Source organism: Vibrio sp. 2433-A1 (genome assembly GCF_056726085.1).
This window is the reverse complement of the sequence record NZ_JBRESC010000018.1, coordinates 36,976-57,750: the sequence shown is the minus strand read 5'-3', so window position 1 is coordinate 57,750 and position 20,775 is coordinate 36,976. Positions and strand designations below refer to the sequence as shown.

The 20,775-nt window shown below is 45.2% G+C and carries 20 protein-coding genes and 1 pseudogene; 10 read left to right on the top strand and 11 right to left on the bottom strand.

Features of this window, described 5'->3' with window-relative positions:
* The 3 genes and pseudogenes from ACU01J_RS16930 to ACU01J_RS16920 all read left to right on the top strand — a co-directional run bounded on the left by ACU01J_RS16930 (position 1) and on the right by ACU01J_RS16920 (position 4,811).
* Positions 1-1,089 carry an efflux RND transporter periplasmic adaptor subunit gene (locus ACU01J_RS16930; RefSeq protein WP_481086765.1) on the top strand — a complete coding sequence of 363 codons (1,089 nt, stop codon included), beginning with the start codon at positions 1-3 and terminating at the stop codon, positions 1,087-1,089.
* Positions 1,082-4,183 (top strand): annotated as a pseudogene (gene vmeI, locus ACU01J_RS16925) (efflux RND transporter permease subunit VmeI). The gene ACU01J_RS16930 and the pseudogene vmeI overlap by 8 nt, the downstream one beginning before the upstream one ends.
* 64 nt (positions 4,184-4,247) lie before the next feature.
* Entirely contained in the window at positions 4,248-4,811 is a 564-nt protein-coding gene (locus ACU01J_RS16920; RefSeq protein WP_481086764.1) for a DNA-3-methyladenine glycosylase I, read from the top strand.
* A 202-nt stretch (positions 4,812-5,013) separates the two neighbouring features.
* Here ACU01J_RS16920 and ACU01J_RS16915 read toward each other — a convergent pair whose 3' ends face one another.
* Together ACU01J_RS16915 and cls are read right to left on the bottom strand one after the other, a co-directional pair.
* The gene (locus ACU01J_RS16915) at positions 5,014-6,219 is read right to left on the bottom strand and encodes a cystathionine beta-lyase (RefSeq protein WP_481086763.1); all 1,206 of its coding nucleotides are present in this window, start codon (positions 6,217-6,219) and stop codon (positions 5,014-5,016) included.
* Positions 6,220-6,286: 67 nt separating this feature from the next.
* Entirely contained in the window at positions 6,287-7,741 is a 1,455-nt protein-coding gene (gene cls / locus ACU01J_RS16910; protein WP_481086762.1) for a cardiolipin synthase, read from the bottom strand.
* A gap of 368 nt (positions 7,742-8,109) precedes the next feature.
* Here cls and ACU01J_RS16905 point away from each other — a divergent pair, with 368 nt between their 5' ends.
* From ACU01J_RS16905 to ACU01J_RS16885, 5 genes are all read left to right on the top strand, one after another.
* Positions 8,110-9,540: a sodium-dependent transporter gene (locus tag ACU01J_RS16905; protein ID WP_481086761.1), complete on the top strand. Its 1,431-nt coding sequence runs from the start codon at positions 8,110-8,112 to the stop codon at positions 9,538-9,540.
* A gap of 151 nt (positions 9,541-9,691) precedes the next feature.
* The gene (locus tag ACU01J_RS16900) at positions 9,692-11,308 is read left to right on the top strand and encodes a methyl-accepting chemotaxis protein (RefSeq protein ID WP_481086760.1); all 1,617 of its coding nucleotides are present in this window, start codon (positions 9,692-9,694) and stop codon (positions 11,306-11,308) included.
* Between the two features lie 88 nt (positions 11,309-11,396).
* A complete protein-coding gene (locus ACU01J_RS16895) occupies positions 11,397-12,092 on the top strand; it encodes a TIGR01621 family pseudouridine synthase (RefSeq protein ID WP_481086759.1) in 696 nt (231 codons plus the stop codon).
* Positions 12,093-12,103: 11 nt separating this feature from the next.
* A complete protein-coding gene (locus tag ACU01J_RS16890; RefSeq protein ID WP_481086791.1) occupies positions 12,104-13,036 on the top strand; it encodes a class I SAM-dependent methyltransferase in 933 nt (310 codons plus the stop codon).
* 107 nt (positions 13,037-13,143) lie between these two features.
* Entirely contained in the window at positions 13,144-13,293 is a 150-nt protein-coding gene (locus tag ACU01J_RS16885) for a hypothetical protein (RefSeq protein ID WP_481086758.1), read from the top strand.
* Here the strand turns inward: ACU01J_RS16885 and ACU01J_RS16880 are convergent.
* From ACU01J_RS16880 to ACU01J_RS16860, 5 genes are all read right to left on the bottom strand, one after another.
* The gene (locus ACU01J_RS16880) at positions 13,273-13,905 is read right to left on the bottom strand and encodes a CDP-alcohol phosphatidyltransferase family protein (protein ID WP_481086757.1); all 633 of its coding nucleotides are present in this window, start codon (positions 13,903-13,905) and stop codon (positions 13,273-13,275) included. The two genes, ACU01J_RS16885 and ACU01J_RS16880, sit on opposite strands and share 21 nt — an antisense overlap.
* A gap of 11 nt (positions 13,906-13,916) precedes the next feature.
* Entirely contained in the window at positions 13,917-14,546 is a 630-nt protein-coding gene (locus ACU01J_RS16875) for an ATP-binding cassette domain-containing protein (protein WP_481086756.1), read from the bottom strand.
* On the bottom strand, positions 14,512-16,221 hold the full coding sequence (locus ACU01J_RS16870; protein ID WP_481086790.1) for an ABC transporter permease: 1,710 nt from the start codon (positions 16,219-16,221) through the stop codon (positions 14,512-14,514). The genes ACU01J_RS16875 and ACU01J_RS16870 overlap by 35 nt, the downstream gene beginning before the upstream one ends.
* 7 nt (positions 16,222-16,228) lie before the next feature.
* Positions 16,229-17,371 carry an ABC transporter substrate-binding protein gene (locus ACU01J_RS16865; RefSeq protein WP_481086755.1) on the bottom strand — a complete coding sequence of 381 codons (1,143 nt, stop codon included), beginning with the start codon at positions 17,369-17,371 and terminating at the stop codon, positions 16,229-16,231.
* Between the two features lie 198 nt (positions 17,372-17,569).
* On the bottom strand, positions 17,570-18,016 hold the full coding sequence (locus ACU01J_RS16860; RefSeq protein ID WP_481086754.1) for an META domain-containing protein: 447 nt from the start codon (positions 18,014-18,016) through the stop codon (positions 17,570-17,572).
* 194 nt (positions 18,017-18,210) lie between these two features.
* Here ACU01J_RS16860 and ACU01J_RS16855 point away from each other — a divergent pair, with 194 nt between their 5' ends.
* The gene (locus ACU01J_RS16855; RefSeq protein ID WP_481086789.1) at positions 18,211-18,459 is read left to right on the top strand and encodes a DUF1289 domain-containing protein; all 249 of its coding nucleotides are present in this window, start codon (positions 18,211-18,213) and stop codon (positions 18,457-18,459) included.
* 72 nt (positions 18,460-18,531) lie between these two features.
* Positions 18,532-18,723 (top strand): DUF1289 domain-containing protein, encoded by a 192-nt coding sequence (locus ACU01J_RS16850; RefSeq protein WP_481086753.1) that lies wholly within the window; start codon positions 18,532-18,534, stop codon positions 18,721-18,723.
* A 1-nt stretch (position 18,724) separates the two neighbouring features.
* On the opposite strand, the gene ACU01J_RS16845 is transcribed toward ACU01J_RS16850, so the two are convergent.
* The 4 genes from ACU01J_RS16845 to ACU01J_RS16830 all read right to left on the bottom strand — a co-directional run bounded on the left by ACU01J_RS16845 (position 18,725) and on the right by ACU01J_RS16830 (position 20,731).
* The gene (locus ACU01J_RS16845; RefSeq protein WP_481086752.1) at positions 18,725-18,946 is read right to left on the bottom strand and encodes a hypothetical protein; all 222 of its coding nucleotides are present in this window, start codon (positions 18,944-18,946) and stop codon (positions 18,725-18,727) included.
* 310 nt (positions 18,947-19,256) lie between these two features.
* Positions 19,257-19,817, bottom strand: a complete 561-nt coding sequence (locus ACU01J_RS16840) for a VC2662 family protein (RefSeq protein ID WP_481086751.1) — start codon at positions 19,815-19,817, stop codon at positions 19,257-19,259.
* Positions 19,818-20,024: 207 nt separating this feature from the next.
* Positions 20,025-20,429 carry a GspS/AspS pilotin family protein gene (locus ACU01J_RS16835; protein ID WP_481086750.1) on the bottom strand — a complete coding sequence of 135 codons (405 nt, stop codon included), beginning with the start codon at positions 20,427-20,429 and terminating at the stop codon, positions 20,025-20,027.
* 5 nt (positions 20,430-20,434) lie between these two features.
* Positions 20,435-20,731, bottom strand: a complete 297-nt coding sequence (locus ACU01J_RS16830) for a YciI family protein (protein ID WP_481086749.1) — start codon at positions 20,729-20,731, stop codon at positions 20,435-20,437.
* Positions 20,732-20,775: the final 44 nt, after the last annotated feature.

Sequence of the window (20,775 nt, the reverse complement as noted above, 5' to 3'; positions counted from 1 at the left end):
ATGAAGCAATGGATGAATCTCTGCGCATTGTCGACGGCAGCGCTTTTGGCTGGTTGTGGTGGTGAACTACAGTATGTTGATTTTGGCGTGCCTAAAGTGAAGGTGCTTGAACTTTCCAATAGTGATGTACAAGAAGACAGGCTTTATTTCCCTGCAGTAGCGAATGCCGCTGAACGTTCTCATTTAAGCTTTCGAGTGGCCGGGGAGATAAGCAAGATTTATGTGAAAGAAGGTGATCAACTTAAAAAAGGCGATTTGATTGCTGAGCTTGACCCAACCGACTATCAATTGGACGTGGACAACGCCACCGCTCGGTACAGCGTAGTCAATAGCCAGTACAAACGCTCAAAGCCTCTGGTAGAGAAGGGGCTGTTGGCAAAATCACAATTTGATGAAATTGCCGCCAACAGACAGATCGCTCTAGCTGAGCTGGAACTTTCCAAGCTGCGTCTGTCGTTTACCAAACTAAAAGCGCCAGTAGACGGGATAATCTCTCGCGTCAGTACGGATCAGTTTGAGAATATTCAAGTAGGCCAGCAAGTAGTGAACATTCACAGTGTCGAGGACGTTGAGGTATTGATTCAGCTCCCTGACCGCCTGTACATTAATCAACCAAGCCAAGAGGCGCTTGAAAAGGTTAATGCGCTTGTGAAGGTTCCGAGCGGCAATGAATACAGCGCGCAAATTAAGGAGTTCACCACTGAGCCAGACCCTGCCACAGGTACTTTTACGGTGACGTTATCGCTGCCAATGCCTGAAAATGAATACATTCTCGATGGCATGGCGGTATCGGTGACCTCGAAAGGTGAAGACATTGGCCTTGACCTTAATGCGGGGGTACGCATCCCGATTGAAGCGATTTTCAACGGTGATGGTGATGATCTTGGACGGGATAATAAATACGTTTGGGTTCTCAACTCAGATAACACGGTAACTAAGCAATTAGTGAAAACAGGCAAAGCGAGTAAAGATGCTGTGCAGATTTTAGAAGGTTTGACTAATGAGCAAGTCGTTGTGATTGCGGGTATGTCGCGATTAACCGAAGGACTGGAAGTTGAAGTGATCGAGCAGGAGGCTGGTAATGAGTGATAACAAAGTGAACTCGCCTCAAAGCGATGACGATATCACAGGGATCGCGGCGTACTTTATCCGCAACCGAGTGATCAGTTGGATGATTTCACTGATCTTTCTTATCGGCGGTGCAGCGGCTTTCTTTGGCTTAGGCCGACTAGAAGATCCGGCGTTTACCATTAAAGATGCGATGGTGGTGACCTCTTACCCAGGGGCAACGCCTCAGCAAGTGGAAGAAGAGGTGACTTACCCGCTTGAGAAAGCGATTCAGCAACTGACCTATGTTGATGAAGTGAACTCCATTTCTAGTCGCGGGCTATCTCAGATCACCGTGACCATGAAAAATAACTATGGTCCTGATGATTTACCGCAGATCTGGGATGAGCTACGTCGTAAAGTTAATGACTTGAAAGGGCAATTGCCGCCGGGGGTGAACGATCCTCAGGTTATCGATGATTTCGGTGATGTTTACGGGATCTTATTAGCGGTAACAGGTGATAGTTACAGCTATAAGGAATTGCTTGATTACGTCGATTACTTAAGGCGTGAGCTAGAGCTAATTGATGGAGTGAGTAAGGTCTCGGTATCAGGTCAGCAGCAAGAGCAAGTCTTTATTGAGGTGTCGATGAAGCGCTTAAGCAGCTTAGGTCTCTCGCCAAATACCGTATTTAACTTACTCTCGACCCAGAATGTGGTCTCTGACGCAGGGGCGATCCGAATTGGTGACGAATATATCCGTATTCATCCAACTGGCGAGTTCCAAAATGTCGACCAGTTAGGTGATTTGATCATTACTGAAAGTGGTGCTCAGGGCCTCATCTACTTGAAAGACGTGGCAGAGATTAAGCGTGGCTATGTTGAAGTGCCGACCAATATCATCACGTTCAATGGTGACCTTGCGCTAAACCTTGGTGTGTCATTCGCTCAAGGGGTCAACGTGGTTGAGGTGGGTAAGCGCTTTGATCGCCGCTTAGCAGAATTGAAGTTCCAACAACCTGTTGGCGTTGATATTTCTGAAATCTACAGCCAGCCAAAAGAGGTAGATAAATCCGTTAGCGGCTTTGTTGTCAGTCTAGGTCAGGCGGTTGCGATTGTAATCATTGTTCTGCTGTTCTTTATGGGCTTACGCTCTGGTCTATTGATTGGTTTGATTCTTCTGTTGACGGTACTGGGTACCTTTATCTTTATGAAGTATTTTGCCATCGATCTACAGCGTATTTCGTTAGGTGCGTTGGTTATCGCGCTGGGTATGCTGGTGGATAATGCCATCGTGGTCGTCGAAGGGATATTGATAGGGACGCAGAAAGGCCGCACTAGGATGCAAGCGGCCACCGACATTGTTACACAAACCAAGTGGCCACTGTTAGGTGCAACGGTTATTGCTGTTACCGCGTTTGCACCAATCGGTTTGTCTGAAGACGCAACTGGTGAATATTGTGGAACTCTATTTACCGTGCTGTTGATATCGTTAATGCTAAGTTGGTTTACCGCTATCTCGCTGACACCGTTTTTTGCTGACATCTTCTTTAAAGGTCAGAAGTTCAAGCATGATGGCGAAGATAGTGACCCATACAACGGTATGATTTTCGTGCTGTATAAGGGCTTCTTAGAGTTCTGTATGAAGCGCGCATGGTTGACGGTCATTGTCTTGATTCTCGGTCTTGCTGCTAGCATTGCAGGCTTTACGCAAGTCAAACAGTCATTTTTCCCTTCATCAACAACGCCAATCTTCCAAGCGGATATTTGGCTACCAGAAGGGACAGACATTCGTGCAACTAACACCAAATTAAAGGCGTTAGAGTCATGGATTTCGGAGCAAGATGGCGTCGATCATATCACCACCACCGCAGGTAAAGGCCTACAGCGCTTTATGCTGACTTACGCGCCTGAAAAGAGCTATGCTGCCTATGGTGAGATCACGACTCGCGTGACGGATTATGAAAAGCTTGCTGGTTTGATGGCGAATTTCAGACAGCATCTTGAGAAAAACTTCCCAGAGATCAACTACAAGTTGAAGCAGATCGAATTAGGTCCAGGTGGCGGCGCTAAGATTGAAGCTCGTATTATTGGCTCTGACCCAACGATATTGCGTGGTATTGCCAAACAAGTTGAAGAGATCATGCACGCTGACCCAGGTGCGACCAACGTTCGACATGACTGGCGTGAGCGTACTAAGGTACTAGAGCCACAGTTTAACGAAAGCCAAGCTCGTCGTTACGGTATCACTAAGTCTGATGTGGATGAGTTCTTAGCGATGTCGTTCTCTGGAAAAGCGATCGGTGTTTATCGTGACGGTACAACCTTGATGCCGATTGTAGCTCGTTTGCCGGAAGATGAACGTGTCGATATTCGCAATATCGAAGGGATGAAGATTTGGAGTCCTGCGCTGAGTGAATACATCCCATTGCAGCAAATTACAATGGGTTATGACCTGCGTTGGGAAGATCCAATTATTGTGCGTAAGAACCGTAAACGTATGCTAACGGTTATGGCGGATCCTGACCTTCTTGGTGAAGAGACCGCTTCGACATTACAGAAACGTTTAATGCCACAAATCGAAGCGATTGAAATGCCGCCAGGCTACTCGCTAGAGTGGGGGGGGGAGTATGAGTCCTCAGGTGACGCATAAGCTTCACTATTTACCACAATGCCGATGGGTTACTTGTTTATGTTCCTAGTAACCGTGTTCCTATTCAACTCGGTCAAAGAGCCGTTGATTGTATGGTTAACGGTGCCACTGGCGATCATTGGTGTAACCACGGGTCTGCTCGCTCTGAACACCCCGTTTGGCTTTATGGCGCTGCTCGGTTTCTTGAGTCTATCGGGTATGCTACTGAAAAACGGTATCGTACTGCTGGATCAGATTGAAATTGAAATGAAGTCAGGTAAAGACCCATATCTAGCGGTTGTTGACGCATCGCTTAGTCGTGTACGCCCGGTATGTATGGCGGCAATCACCACTATCTTAGGTATGATCCCACTACTGCCTGATATCTTCTTCAAACCAATGGCGGTGACCATCATGTTTGGTTTAGGCTTTGCCACTGTACTGACACTTATTGTCGTACCTGTGTTATATCGTCTATTCCACAAAGTCAAAGTGCCAAGTTAAAGAATAACAACGAATCAAGCGCCCCTGACTATGTTAGGGGCGTTTGTTTTTAAGGAGATATTAGATGAGCAAGGATACAACCTGTGCATGGGCAATGAACCACGAACTAGAGCGCGAATATCATGATGCTGAGTGGGGCGTTCCGGTTTACGATGATACCGTCCTATTTGAGTTCATTACCTTAGAGGGCGCACAAGCGGGTCTCAGTTGGATTACCATTCTTAAGAAAAGAGAAGGGTATCGTGCGGCATTTGAAGGCTATGATTTGAACATTCTAGCCAGTTATGATGAGTCACAAGTTGAGCGAATCATTGAAAACTTCGATGTGGTTAAGCATCGGGGCAAGATTAATTCTGTGTTCAGTAACGCACGCGCAGCTTTGGCTTTAAAAGAAGAGTATGACAGCCTATCTAATGCGCTTTGGCAGTTTGTTGATGGTAAACCTATCATCAATAACTGGACGGAAATGAGCGATGTTCCAACTTTTACTGAGCAATCAAAGGAAATGAGTAAGTTCTTAAAGAAAAAGGGCTTTAAGTTTGTCGGCGAGACCATTTGCTATGCGTTCATGCAGGCGGTGGGTATGGTCGATGACCATTTAGTTGATTGTCCGAAAAAGCGTCGATAGCGAGAATTGACAGCTGGTTTACGCTGCCAAGTTCGTATGGCTAACGGCTTTGGTCATGAATTCGTTCAAGGTCTTCGACACGCCTCAGTTGGGTTAAAGCGCAAGTCAGGACAAGCGAGTTGCGGTTTTTATTAATAAAATTAGGTTGTTAAAAAGCCTCGCGAACGAGGCTTTTTGGTGGTTGTGCTTAAGTCTATAAGCTTTAGGCTGTTGCTTCTTTCTCTAAGATCAACGCATTGTAGCGCGAGAATCCTGCTTCTAAGTCGGCGATCAGGTCATCGACATTTTCTAAACCGATGTGTAGGCGAACCAAAGTGCCCGAAAAGTTCGGGTTAGCCACGGTACGTAAGCTATTAAAGCTCTTTGGCTCGTTGGCTAGAATAAGGCTCTCATAACCACCCCAAGAGTAACCCATGCTGAAGTGCTTCATGCCATCCAAAAGTGCAGTAGTCGCTTGCGGGTAAGTTGTCTTCAGGACAAATGAAAACAGGCCATTACCACCGGTAAAGTCACGTTTGAAGAACTCATGACCAGGGCAAGTTTCAAGTGCAGGGTGGCGGACATGATCCACTTCTGGGCGAGATTGCAGCCACTTGGCCACTTTTACACTGTTTTCTGCGTGTTGGCGAAGGCGCACATCCAGCGTTCGGATACCACGTAAGCCCAAATATGCATCATCAGGAGAAACACATTGGCCCATCAAATAGCTTTGCTCGCGTAGTTGATCCCAATACTTCTCGCTGGCGACTGCTGTACCTAACATGACATCTGAGTGGCCAACGATGTACTTGGTGGCCGCTTGAATCGAGATGTCCACACCGTGCTCAAACGGTGAGAAATTCACCCCAGCAGCCCACGTATTGTCGAGCATCACGATGATATCTTGCTCGTGAGCTATCTTGGACAATGTCGGGACGTCTTGAACTTCCATGGTGATTGACCCCGGAGATTCCAAAAATAGAACCTTGGTATTGGGTTTAATCAGGTCGCGGATGCCTTCACCAATGGTCGGTTGGTAATAAGTGGTTTCGACGCCCATCTTTTTCATGATGGTGTCACAAAAATCGCGAGTTGGCTCGTAACAGGTATCAACCATCAAAATATGGTCGCCAGTTTCAACAAACGAAAGAATAGCATTGGCGATGGCTGCAGTACCACATGGGTAAAGGGCACATCCTGCACCACCTTCTATTTCTGTCATTGCATCTTGGAAAGCAAAGTGGGTATTGGTGCCACGGCGGCCATAGAAAAGCGTTTTATTGGCGCGGTTAATTGTCGCTTGCTGCTTTTCCGCTACAGTATCAAATACGATGGTTGACGCGCGTTGTACCGGAGGGTTTACAACGCCGTTGGTCCACTTCTTATCTCGACCAGCGGTAACGTATTTGGTCTGCTTGCTCTCTGACATTGGAAGTCCTTATCTAATCACATATTGCCTTATTTAAACCATGGCAAAGCGTGAATAGCAAGCCCGATTAAAGTAGCGGATTGAATAGATAGAATACGCGCTCCAAAAAGCGTGAAGATAACGTACGTTTTTTCCACTGGTCAAAGTCGATTTGGTGTGAATTGTCGATATAGCTTTGCTGTAGCCAAAACATCTCTTTGGTGAACGCTTCGTCGTCGATCGCCAAAGTCAGTTCAAAGTTGAGCCACAAACTGCGCATATCCATATTAACCGTGCCCACTAAGCAGAACTGTTCATCGATCACCACTGATTTGGTGTGCAGTAGTCCACCGTAGAATTCGAAGATCTTAACCCCTGCCGATAGGAGCTCACTGTAAAAAGCGCGAGACGCCCACTGAACCATCATAGAGTCATTTTTATGCGGGATGATCAACTCAACATTGATTCCCCTTTGTGCGGTCATTTTCAGTGTTTCTAGTAGATCAGAACTTGGCACAAAGTAAGGGGTAGTAATGCGTACAGATTGATTTGCTTGATTAATCGCTAGCGTCAAAACTTGAGAGATCAAATGCTCAGGCATACCAGGGCCTGACGGCACCACTTGAATAGGGTGCTGTGGTTCATTCGGTTTGATCGAGCATTCTGGTGATTTCGGGAATTCGCGCGATCCCGTTTCGACTTCCCAGTCCCAGCAGTGTATAGCTGACAGAACGTTCACTGTTGGCCCGGTAATACGCACCATAATATCAATCCATTGACCAACGCCAGAATTTTGTTTGAAGTAGGCTGGATCGACTAAGTTCATTGAGCCTGTGTAAGCAATCTTCTCATCGATAACAATAATTTTACGATGTTGTCGCAAATCGAGGCGTCTTAGAAAAATACGCCAAGGACTGACTTCAAGCGCTTGCACCACTTCAATACCCGCAGTACGCATCATTTGAGCCCACTGACTACGGAAAAAGCGTGGGCTGCCTGCTGAATCTAGTAATAATTTAACATCTACGCCTCTTTTTGCCGCGCGGATAAGCGCTGATGCAACGGAGTCTGCCAATCCTCCCGGATGCCAGATATAGAAGACTAGACGAATGCTCGTTTGTGCATTTTCTATATCTTCAATGATCGAATGAAGGATTTTATCGGGTGAACTTTGCAAAGATAGTGAGTTGCCCGAAAGAGCTGGTAAACCTAAGCGATTGTTACAAAGTTCATCTATTCGGTAGATGTGGCGGCCAAAGCTTTCTGGAGAGTGCGCGTGACAGTTATTGAGGCTTGCGAACCACTTGGCAAAGGGGGCGAGCATCTCTTTGGCACGTTCTGCACGTTTGCGGCCTAAGTTGAGTTCTCCAAACATGAAGTAACACGCAACTCCGACAATTGGGATGATATAGATGATCATCAACCAAGCTAGAGAAACACTAACCGCACGTCGCTTAAGAACGACGCGAATTGTCACACCTGCGACTAGAATCCAGTAAAAGGCAATCCCTGCAAGTGTAAGAAAGTGATAAAACTTTTCCATTCAATAACCTAGAAGTGTATGGCACTCCCAATAGTAGAACTCAACAGGAACAACAACAAGCAGGATTTTTGCAAATCAGCTAATCATGGCTATAGATAAACAAATAGGACAGATATGTTAGGGGACTGTTAAAACTGGTGTGTAATGAATGTTGAAGGCTAAAAAAACAGCATTTAAACATATTAATTACATTTGTGATGGGAAAATATACTTTTTGGACTTCCAATTTTATTCTTAAACTGGTTTACTTGCTACAACGTTAGCGTCACTCAAAATTCTAATAAGTGTAAAAATAAATTTACAATCACTTTTCTCGACGCCTAACAGAAGCAAACACAACTTATAAAATGATTTTAATGGAGTAAATCGTGGCTACTAGTTCAAGTGCACAGCCCCGTGATACGTGGGGGTCTAAATTAGGCTTCGTAATGGCTGCAGCAGGTTCAGCTGTAGGTCTTGGCAATATTTGGAAGTTTCCTTATACCGCGGGTGAAAGTGGTGGTGGTGCATTCGTTGCTATCTACCTAATTTTTGTAATTTTTATCGGCTTTAGCGTAATGCTTACAGAATTCGCTATTGGTCGTAAGACAGGTCTATCAGCAGTAGGTGCGTTTAAATCGACTGACCGTCGTTGGACATTTACAGGTGTTATCGGCGTATTAAGTGGTCTACTGATCATGGGTTTCTACCCTGTAGTAGGTGGCTGGGCGCTAGCATACATCTTTAAAGTAGGTGGTGGTCTACTAAACACGCCAGAAGCAATCGGTGATAGCTTTGGCGGATTCATTTCTGATCCGGTTCAACCGCTAATGTGGATGGGTATTTACCTGTTCCTAAACATCATTATCGTAATGAAAGGTATTTCTGGCGGTATCGAGAAAGCGGGTAAAGTCCTAATGCCTCTCCTATTCTTTATCCTGATCGTTGTATCAGTGAAGGGTCTGATGCTACCGGGCGCAATGGCAGGCCTTGAGTTCTTATTCATGCCAGACTTCTCGAAAGTAGACAGCAATGTCGTTCTAGCGGCGTTAGGTCAGGCATTCTTCTCTCTAAGTCTAGGTATGGGTTGTATGATGACATACGGTTCTTACCTGAAGAAGAAAGAGAACCTAATTCAAACAACCGGTATGGTTACGGCAATGGACACAGGTGTTGCAATCCTAGCGGGTGTAGCAATGTTCCCTGCAATGTTCGCATTCGGTATGGAGCCAGCAGCAGGTCCAGGTCTAGTATTCGTAGTTGTACCTCAACTGTTTGCTGAGATGGGCGGCGTAATTGGTCTTCTATTTGCTTTGATGTTCTTCGTCGGCCTAACAGTAGCGGCACTGACGTCTTCTGTATCTCTGCTAGAGGTTGTGGTTTCTTACCTAATCGATGAAAAAGGCCTGAAGCGTTCAACAGCGGTTATCTCTGCAAGTGTAGTAATGGCAGCGTTATGTGTGTTCGCATCACTATCACTAGGTGGTGTAGGTCCAACACTATTTGGTACTGGTGCATTTGATATCTTCGACCTACTAACAGATAAGATCTTCCTAGCTGTTGGCGGTATGTTGGTATGTATCTTTGCAGGCTGGCGTCTAAACCGCGCTGATCTAGAGAAAGAGATTACTAACGATGGTGAAGTATCTTTCCCACTGTTCGGTCTATGGTACAACCTAGTTAAGTACGTAATACCTGTAGCAATTGCAATCGTAGCGTTTATGGGCATCAAGTCTGGCTTTGATAGCGGCAAAGGTGCAATCATGCTGTTAGGTATTGGTATCATCGCACTAGCAGGTGTGTTCTCTAAGAAGCTTTAGCTCTTCAGTAGCAAAACGATATAGTTCAAAACCTCCCAAACGGGAGGTTTTTTCGTTTCTAGTAATAACATTCCTCAAGAATCGTTCATTTCCGCCGATAAGTAAGAAATATCCTACGTTTACTTAAGCATTGAGTATAGGAAGGTGCATAGTGAAATGGTCTGTTCGAAGTAAGTTGTACGTCGGTTTTGGCTGTATTCTTACCATTATGACTATCATGGCGGGTGTCATCTGGATGGAAGTGACCAAATCACATGCCGTTGCTGATGAAATTAGAAAAGATGATGTGCCTGAAGTGGTTGGCTACTTGATCCTAATTGATGAAGCCGGTGATGTGTATCGAGACGCGACAGGATCAATTACTGGCGTGCCGGGTGCACTTAGCGATTACAAAGCCAATAAGCAAGAGTTCGCTGATGCAATTGCACACGTGAAAACATTAGAGACTCCGGGGAAATCTGATTATCAACGTGTTGAAGAAATTGAACAACTGATGCATGGTTTTACGCAAGGGTTTGAGCGAGATATCGTACCTTTGTTGGGTAACAAAGATGCCTTAGAGCAAGAAATCTCAGCGCTGCGTGCGCTGTACGAATCGTACTTAGCACCAATCGAAGCGCTGTTGGATGCGGCTTCTTCAGAAGAAATTGAAGATACGGACAACTCTCTGCTTGGCTTGACCGAATCATTTAACACCATTGAAAATACGATCTTAATTTTGTTTGTTATCGCTTTGATCCTTACTTGCTCTATTGCGTTCGTGCTTTCAAATTCAATTACCACGCGATTGACCAAGTTAGATAGTGTGGCGCAAAAGGTCGCTAACGGCGATCTGACTGCAGAAGATATTGCCGATAAATCGGGCGATGAGTTGGCCAACCTGGCGGCGTCAATCAATATGATGCAAGCATCACTCACGACTTTGATCGGCGGAATCTCTGCCGTGGCGAATGAAGTGAAGAGTGTCACGGGAGATCTTTCTAATGTTAGCCAAGACATCGTTCATGGCGCGTCATCTCAAGCAGATAAGGCCAATTTGATTGCAACTGCCGCAGAACAACTTAGCCTAACGATTTCAGAAGTCGCACAACAAGGCTCAGCTACCTTTGAAGAAGCTCAGCGCTCAGAACGTAGCGCTGAATCGGGTCGACAAGTCATTACTGAGATGGTGGACACCATTCAGCAGGTAAGTTTGCAGATGACAGAAATGTCGACGCAGATGAACGGACTTGGTCAGCACAGTGGGCAAATTGGTTCAGTCATTCGAGTAATTGAAGAAATCGCTGAACAGACTAACCTACTGGCGTTAAACGCTGCAATTGAGGCTGCTCGAGCTGGTGAGTTTGGTCGTGGTTTCGCTGTTGTTGCTGATGAAGTTCGAGCTCTGGCTGAACGAACGACCAATGCGACCAAAGAAGTGGGCGGCATTATTCAGCAGATTCAATCAGGCACTCAAGAGGCCGTGACTTATACGGTTGAGAGCTGTCAGTTGGTTGAAATCGGCGTAGAGCGTAGCTCTGGAGCGGTCAGTGCGCTAGAAGAAATCGTTGCAGGAGCCGCCAACGTGCAGGAGATGGTTAACTCGATTGCTACTGCCGCAGAAGAGCAGACTGACGTGACTAAAGAAATTGCCGCAGATATTACTGCGATCAGCGATATATCAGAGCGCTCTCTTCAACTGGCAACTAGCAGTTCACAAAACGTTGAAGGATTAAACTCTAAAGTTGCTGAGTTAGAGCTACTGGTGGGTAAATTCAAACTAAGCTAGCACCTAACTGGTTGAGAACCGCACACTTGAAACTGGCTTTCACTGGGATTACGGGTATACTCGTGCGTCCAAAGTGGAGCCAGTTTTAATGTTCGATATCTTACACACTCACACTGATTTTATTGTCATCAGCAAACATCCAAATGTATCAGTACATAAGGATGATGGCGATACCATGTTACTGCAAGAAGTTGCCAAACAGACCGGTGACGCAAAGCTTTATCTCATCCATCGTTTAGATAAAATGACCTCTGGTATTTTGCTCTTGGGGCGCAGCGCTTCTTCTGCCAGTGAACTCTCTCAGATGTTTGCTCAGCGTAGCGTAGAAAAGTACTATCTTGCGATTGGGAGTAAGAAGCCGAAAAAGAAACAAGGACTGGTGAGTGGTGATATGGAGCGCTCACGCCGCGCTTCGTGGAAGCTGCTTAACTCTCAGACTAATCCTGCCATTACTCAATTCTTCACACTGGCGGCAGAGCCGGGTGAAAGACTTTTCTTATGTAAGCCACATACTGGAAAAACGCACCAAATTAGGGTTGCGCTCAAATCTGTCGGTTCAGGGATTGTCGGTGATCCTATTTACAATGCAGGCTCTGAGTCGGATCGTGGTTATTTGCACGCTTTTGCCCTTCGCTTCACTTATCAACATCAAGATTTTGAATTTGTTTGTGACCCAAGAAACCACAACGTATTGGGAAGTAAATGGAACACGGATATCACATGCCAAGGTATCGAAGCTTGGCTTACCCCATGGGAGTTATCATGGCCGAAGATCAACAAGTAATTCCTGCGACTATGCAGGCTGACAAACTACCGATGTTCTTTGAACAGCTAAATCTGCAGTTAACGGAGGTGCCAAACGAAGTTCGTCGACTGTTTCATGGTCGTGGCCGTCGTTTTGAGGGTCTAGAGCAGTTAACCTGTGATTGGATTCAAGGCCAATTAATTGTTGCGATATTCAAACAAGTTGATGAGTTGTTTATTGAAACGCTCAAGCAGGGCTTAGCAAGGCTGTCTGAGTCTGATTTGTGGCAACAAAAGCAGGGTAAGTCGATTGTTGTTCAGCATCGTTACGCGGACGGTGCACCTTCTGAAGTGGTGTTGGGTGAACTAGAAAGCCAGCCAGTCGTGTATGAATCGGGACTGAAATACCAGCTAAATATTGGCCGTAATCAGAACTTCGGCTTGTTCCTCGATATGCGTTATGGGCGTGATTGGGTTAAAGAGAATTCAAAGCATAAGAACGTACTTAATCTGTTTGCCTACACGTGTGGATTTTCAGTTGCTGCGATTGCTGGTGGAGCTGATCAAGTGGTTAATGTCGATATGTCGAAAGGATCGCTGGCGAAAGGTCGCGAGAACCACAAGCTCAACGAGCACAATATCAATCAGATTAAGTTCTTAGGCTATGATATTTTCCGTTCGTGGGGAAAAATCAAAAAGATGGGCCGTTATGATCTTATCGTGATCGATCCGCCATCATTCCAAAAAGGTAGCTTTGCGTTAACCAAAGACTACAAACGTATTTTAAGAAAACTCCCTGAACTTCTTGCCGAGGGTGGGGAAGTAATTGCCTGTGTTAACTCACCACAGGTGACGAGCCAGTTTTTGATTGATGGCATGAAGGAAGAAGCGCCAGAGTTAAACTTTATTGAGCGCTTAGAGAACCCACCAGAATTTGAAGATACGGACCCTGAGGCTTCACTTAAAGTACTTAGGTTTAAATAACCTCTACGACTAAAGCGCCAAATGGCGCTTTTTTGTAATCGGTTCTTGATCTTAACTTAACTTGAGGTTTTAAGCTTGGTTTAACAGTTAGTCAGGAGGACAATGTTATGTACACCAATTACATCAAAGAGCTAAGCATCAAAACCTATCAAGAAGAGATAGCCAAAGAGTATGTTCGTGCTCGCGGCAGCCGATTTCATACTCCAAGTTTTAGTGCGGGTGTCGTGGCCTCGTTTTTACTCTTTATCGTGTTTTAGCGGATCACAGTGCAGAGTGTGAAAACCTGAATAAATTCGAGTAAACGTAGTAAACCAGCAAGCGGCACCAAACAGATAAGCAATAATGGCAAAGTGCTGAGGGAATAAGCAGAAAGCAATGAAACACCCAATGGTTTCCGTCCCCTCAGTTAAGCCGCTCATGTAGTAGAGCGATTTGTGTTTATAGACTGGGTTATCGATGCCTCGTTTTCCCGCCAGAGTGGCGAAAGCGAGAAAGCTTGACCCTGTGCCAATAAATGAAAAAATCAAAAATGCGCCAGCAATGGCATTTTGCTCTGGATTGGCGAGCACAAAGCCAAAAGGGATCAGCGAGTAAAATAGAAAATCGAGGCTAATATCTAAGAAGCCGCCTGCATCGGTGATACCCTGTATTCGTGCGAGCGCACCATCTAACCCATCACAAACGCGGTTGAGAACGATAAAAATTAATGCCAACGTATATTGCTCAGCAATGAGTGATGGAAACGCCATACATCCAAGCGCAAAGCCGAATAAGGTCACTTTATTCGCGCTTACACCCATTTTATCAATCAGCACTGCACATTGAGACAGGGGCCATCGAATAACCTTGATGCTAAATCTATCTAACATGCTTCTTCCTCTCAGGGCCAAGTAATACAGCGACTGTTTGGTGGGATATCTTCTTCGTCATGAGTCACCATTAACGTTGGGATATTTTCTCTTGCCAGCTGCTTAATAACCCAATCACGAAACTGCTCTCTAAGGATCTTGTCGAGCTTGCTAAATGGCTCATCAAGAAGCACCGCTTGAGGCTTAGCAAGTAACATGCGAGTCAGACTGATTCTGGCACGCTGACCACCTGATACTTGATCTGGGAATACGTTTGCCAACTTGCTCAGTGAGATGCTTGTTAGTGCAGCGTCCGCTTGCTGTTTTCTCTCAGCACCTTTCACTGATTCAGGTAAAGCAAATGCGAGATTTTCAGCAATGGTCAGATGCGGAAACAGCAAGTCATCTTGAAAAAGAATCCCTACTTGCCTTTTATGGGCCGGTTGCTGGCCAATATTGCGCTTATTGAGCTGAATTGCGCCCGTGAGAGTAAAATCAGCGGCAAGGTGACCGGCAATTGCGCTAAGTAATGTGGATTTGCCACAACCGCTTGGGCCCATGATGGTGACAATCTCCCCGCGATTTATTTCGAGAGAAAAGCCTGTAAACAGAGGTTCGCCGTCGTTTTTACAGACGGTGAGGTTTTCGAGACAAAGACTCATTGGGTAACAATCCCTTTATAGACAACCTACGATACTTAGCGTGGAAGTGGCCAAGTACAATAGCAATAGAGAAAAACAGTAATGGCAATAATGCTTGCCACAAGGCATAGATCGCGGTGACTCTTCGATCGAAGCCACTTGAAAGCGCAACGGCTTCTGTGGTGATGGTGCTTATTCGACCAGCGCCTAATACCAAGGTTGGCAGATATTGTGCCAGGCTAACACTGACGCCAATTGCCCATGCAAACATCACCGCAGGAAGCAATATCGGCAGTTTCACTTTCAGCCACACATGGATTGGAGATTTGCCCAAGCTTAGTCCAACACGAGTTAACCCTGAATCGTAGCTCTTCCAAGGTCCATCTAGTGAGAGATAGACATAAGGAAAGATAAAGAATACATGCGCCCAGCAAACCCAAAACAGATAAGCGCTACTGTCGATATAGAGCGTTGTGACTTGGATACCAAATAAAATCGAGAGCTGCGGGATTAGCATAGGTATTGCGATGAGATAGTGGGGCAATGTCCATTGATAGCGTAAGCGATATTCATGAGCAATTACGGCCAGTATCAACGCGACTGACGCACAAATAACGGCAATGGATAGACTTTGGCTCAGAGTGCCCAAAATGTTAGACCACTCGTATTGCCAAAATCGACCACTATATTGACTTGGAAGAAAATCAGGAAAGCGCCAACGCTGGGCGAAGCTCCACAATACCTTTAACGGGATCATCATACCTGTCAGCACAACTAAGCCGGTAAATAGCCCGCGTCCTGGCAGTCTTAAACCAAAGCGTCCAGAGGATTGCCAGCTTCGCCAGCCTTGAATCAGAATCCACTCAATTGCTCTGGCAAAACTAATAAGCAAAGTAGCGATGATAAATAGCAAGACTGCACCCGCTGATGCTCGGGGTAATAAGCTTAAGTCTGGGTCGTGGAACCATTGCCAGACAAGAACGGCGAATGTCGGTGGGTTTGTCGGCCCGATAATCAGCGCAACATCGACCACAGATAAGCTATAGGCAATCACCGCAAACATTGGGAAGCGCATCTTAGACAGCCATTGTGGCAACACGCACTTCCACCATGTTTGAGCTCGGCTATAGCCTAAAGAAGCACTGACTTGTTCAATACGCTCAACTTTCAACTGCTGAATAATCGGAATGCTCATTAGCAGTAAAAAAGGGATCTCTTTTAACGTGAGCATCACAATCAGCCCAATCGCATACGGATCTTTGATGAGTAGAGCAAGATCAGACACTGATTGATTGTTCGGATCATAACCAAATAGGTGAAACAGGGCGCGAGCACCAATGCCAGTTGGCGAGAAAAGAAATGCAAAGCCAATAGCAAAAGCGACATGAGGCATAGCGAGTAACGGAGAGAGTGTCGTTTCTATCACTCGCCAAAATCGTTTGTTCCAACAAGATTGCAGGATGATGAAGGTGATAAAGCACGCAAGGTAGCTGCTTACAATTGTTGAGTAGAGGGTTAGCGTAATCGAGGTACTAACACCACTCCAATTGAATACCTGCGTAAAGCCATCTATGCCGATAGTGGTTAACCCCACGGGTGGGATATACCCAAAGGCTGCCAATCCCACCCCGAGCAATCCCGGGATGGTAGGCAAAATACATATGACAATAAGTAGAAGGTATAACGCAGGCAAGATCACAAGATTAGTTTCCGTAACGCTTTAGCCACTCTTGCTCAAGCGCGCTTTGCCAGCTAGGGTGCGGCTCAGCTACCGCTTTAAATTGTTGAGTATTCTTCGCTGTGCCTGTTAGATACTGACTACTTAGCACTGATGGATCGCCCCAAATGCTCGTATCACCTTTACGTGATTGTGCTTCTGGGCTTAAAAGGTAGTTGATGACAACTTGAGCACCTGCCGTCGCATTAGCGTTCCAAGGAATCGCTAAGAAGTGAATGTTAGATAGTGCACCTTGGTCCATCGCATAAGCTTGAGTTGATTCGGCTAACTTGCCATTCGCCTGTGCTGAATAGACCGCATTAGGGTTGAAGGTAATTGCGAGATCGATCTGTCCATCATCAAGTAGTTGAATCGACTCTGCGGTACCTGATGGGAATTGTTTGCCGCCACGCCAAGCAACCGTATGGAACTCATCGAGGTATTTCCATAAAGGTGCCGTCACCAATTGGAAGCTCTTTTCATCGACCGGCTTCATTAGCGAGGCATCGTTATTGGTAAGCTCGACTAATAAGGCTTTCAAGAAACTGGTGCCATGAAACTCCGGCGGACGAGGATAGCTCAAGCGATTTGGAAATGCCTTTGCGTAACTCAGAAACTCGCTAAACGAACGTGGCGGGTTGTTGAGCGCTAACTTATCATGAATAAAAACTAATTGGCCGACACCCCAAGGTGCTTCTAAACCTTCAGTAGGTTCAGAGAAATCTACGTCTATAGGGAGCGATTGATCAACGTACTGCCAGTTTGGCAGTGCTTGCGTGAAAGGGCCAAACAAAAGTTGATTGTCTTTCATTGACTTAAAGTTCTCACCATTAATCCATACCATATCGACGCTGCCGCCACTGTTTTTACCAGCGGTTTTTTCTGCAATGAGTCTGGCTGTGGTTTCTGCAATGTCGGTAACTTTGACATGTTTAAGAGTGACATCGTAATTGGCTTTTAGGTTGGCGCCTGCCCATTGAATATATTGATTAATTTCTTGGCTGCCACCCCATGCGTGGAAATAAACAGTTTGTCCTTTTGCTTCTTCTAGTGTTTGTTGCCACTCTTCACTAGCGTAAGCGCTAATAGAAAGGAGTAAAGTAGAGAGTAACGTGATCAACCTTGTCATAATAGTCCCTGTTCGTTGAATAGTTGTGACGGTCAGTGTGATAGACCGGAGCAATCCAATTATTCATTCATTATGACTGAAAAAAGTCTGATTTATTAACTATTTGATATGTTTGTTGACGGGTTGTATGAAAATTAGGCCTCAAAAACAAAAAAAAGCAGCTCGAGAGCTGCTTTTCTAAATCAAAGTGAGAACAGATTAGTTCTTCCAGTCATTAAGTTTGAACGTTAGTGTGTGAACGTCATTCTTAAGAACCAACGCGTCTTTAGTTAGAGTCATATCGCTCCAATCTGACAGAGTTTGAGAGAAAGCTTGCTCAACGTCCATTAGGTCGCCGATACACATTTTCATCGTCATACCCATTTTTTCAATACGGAATTGGTTGTCTTTTAGCTCTGCTTGGCCAAAGAAGTTGTTACAACCAGCGTTACCGTTTGCTGTCATTTTTTCACCAACTTCTAGGCGAGGGGCAGTCTGACGGCCTTCAAGAACAATGTCATTACCGTCGATGCTCACTAGCTCCCAGTTGTGGTGCTGTAGATCTTGAGCTGTAATTTGTTTCACATCGTCACCATTGCTTGCACATGCTGTTACAACAAAAGGAAGGGCAATTGCTGCAAGTAATGTTTTTGGACTAAGCTTCATAATAGATCAACTCCAATAAGTAGATAAGTCAGCCTGTTGCTAGGCCTGATGAGAGCAGTATAGATAATAAAACACTGTTTTTGTCAGCCCTAAGTCATAGTTTGGACTAAATCACATATTGGAACTTATTGATAAATATCTACTTATAATTCACATATAGTAGATGAGTGACACATTAATGGGTGAGTTACTTTTTGGAGCAACTAGAGTTTTTCATTGTCCCCAGCCCATGCGTGGGCGTTTGTACGGTAGACGAAAAAGGCTACTGTCAGGGATGTATGCGCAAACGGGAGGAACGCTTCAATTGGCTCAATATGACGCCTACCCAACAACTGCATGTGATTAAACTTTGCCGCCAACGATACATTCGCAAACACCGTAAAGCGCCCGGAGAAATGGGAGTTCACTTACCTGACTCAGACCCGCAGCAAGACCTGTTTTAAGGTTAACTCCTTGACATTTCGATATTTATATTCCATACAATAACTGTGTCGCATTGTATATTGAGGTGTTATATGGATGTGAGATGTCAACCTGTTAACCCCTGTGTGGGGTTATGCCAAGCTGACAGCAATGGCCTTTGTATTGGCTGCGGTAGAACGCGGCAAGAAAGGTACCGTTGGTATCAGCTGTCTGAAGTAGAACAGAGAGAGATATTGACTAGGCTCGATAGCGACTCTCTCTCCATCATTGTCGATCCGCGTTAGCTTATTTAGGGCCCCAGTGATCACTGACCCAACCACCTGCGTGTTCATCAAAGTGACTGCCGGAAAAGCGGTGGTTCAACTCATTTTTAGAGTCATCGTGTCCTTTATCATCCAGTAGGTGTTGGATATGACTTGCCATAGGATCGCCACCTTTAAGCCGCTGCTGACGAGTGGCGACTTCTTTGATTAACTGCAGACGGTATGAATTGCTAGCACGTTTCATTTGGGGGACCTCCTTGGCTATGACACTAATATGAAAAGTTAGAAGTCTATGTGACCTACGTCAATTGATCTTGGTTAAAAAATAGTCAGAAAATGGTCAGAACAGGAATTATTGGCGAGGATACTAATTTGCTAGGTTAGGTAGGTGGTTGATTCAATGACTTTCTTGGTAATTTAAGTATCAAAGCCGCTGAAATAAAAAATTCATAGATCCTTTCTAGATTCAGAAAAGCGAATACCAATGGGATGAAGGAGTAGTTATTAAAAAGCCCCGCTTAGCGAGGCCTTAGTATCGTGACTTTAACTAAGTGTTACTTAGCAAAGTTTACGATAGGGAAGCATGGAAGGAAGCCGTTGTCAGCACAGTTGATAATACCCACCTGCACGCCTTCAATCTTAGTTGTCTTGTTGAAGAAGCCAACTTGAACGGTTGATTCACTTGAAAGGTTAACCGCACCAACATCAACCATAGTGTTACCTTCTGAATAGTTCACAAAGCTGACGTTTGCGCCTTTTACATTATTGGTGACGTTAACAGCACCTAGGTTAATACCCGTTGTTTGGCCTTCGTTCCAGTTTAATAAGCCGAGTGATGCACCAGTCATTTCTTGATTGATTTTTGATGCACCAAGGAAAAGACCGAAGTTAACACCTGTTGTCACGTCTGATTCTGACATGCCCACAATCGCAAAATCGACACCTTTTAACGTATTCACTTTACCGTGTAAGGCTGCGAGGCGAACACCGCCTACTGCCGAGTTATCAGGTGCGTTGAAATTATTGATAGAAGAAAACATAACCGGCGTTGAAGCAACAGCAACTGAAGATGCGAATGCTGTTGTAATAGCCACTGCAGTAAGAATTTTTTTCATAGTTATAGCTCCGAGGATTTTTCCGTTTACCCATTTGAGAGTCATGGTTCACCCACAGGCGGAGACTTGCAATTATAGTCAACGTCTTGGATATGGATGATGATTTTAGCATATGCCGACTTGTAGGGTTGAGCAAGTCATTGTTAGGATTGGGCATAATAAAAAACCTCGCATAGCGAGGCTTTGAATATCAAAAAGATACAACGATTAGTTTGCTGAATTGGTGCAGCGCTCGTGCGTGACCAGTTCATCCGCCATAAGTTGGCCGCGGCTATTTCTAATCTTAATTCGATAGCTCAACCCAACATCAAGATTGTTCTTTGTCGCTGGGTTAGTGCAATAAGTGTGAATGCTTTGCTTTAAAACTTGCGCGGTTGGCTTCGCACCTGGAGCATCTTGGTTGTACACCATCATGATTTCAATGGTTGTCCCCTTGGCGCTTGCTCTCATGATGGAAAGCGGCCCATGCTCTAAAGGCAGTTCTGATGCCAGCAGATTCGCTCGACTGTCAGCGAGCATTTCAAGGTGCCTTTGCTTTTCTGCTGTCGCAGATGAACAGCCTGCCACAATAGCAGTGAGCGTCAGCAAAATAAGCGTTTTGACTCGTATCATAGTGATTAAAATACTTTCTTAAATGGTTTAACGATGACTTTTTCGTAAACACCCGCTTCAATATATGGATCGGCATCAGCCCAAGCTTGCGCTTGCTTAAGAGAATCAAACTCGGCAATCACGGTAGAGCCACTAAAGCCAGCGTCTCCTGGATTCTCTGAGTCGATAGCAGGCATTGGTCCCGCGGTTAACAGTCGACCTTCATTTTGCAGCGCTTGGAGACGCTCTAGGTGTGCAGGTCGAACGCTTAGGCGCTTTTCTAATGAGTTTTTAACGTCTTGTGAAAAGATGACATACCACATGTTCAGATGTCCTTATATGAAGAATGTAACAGAGTCCAATTACT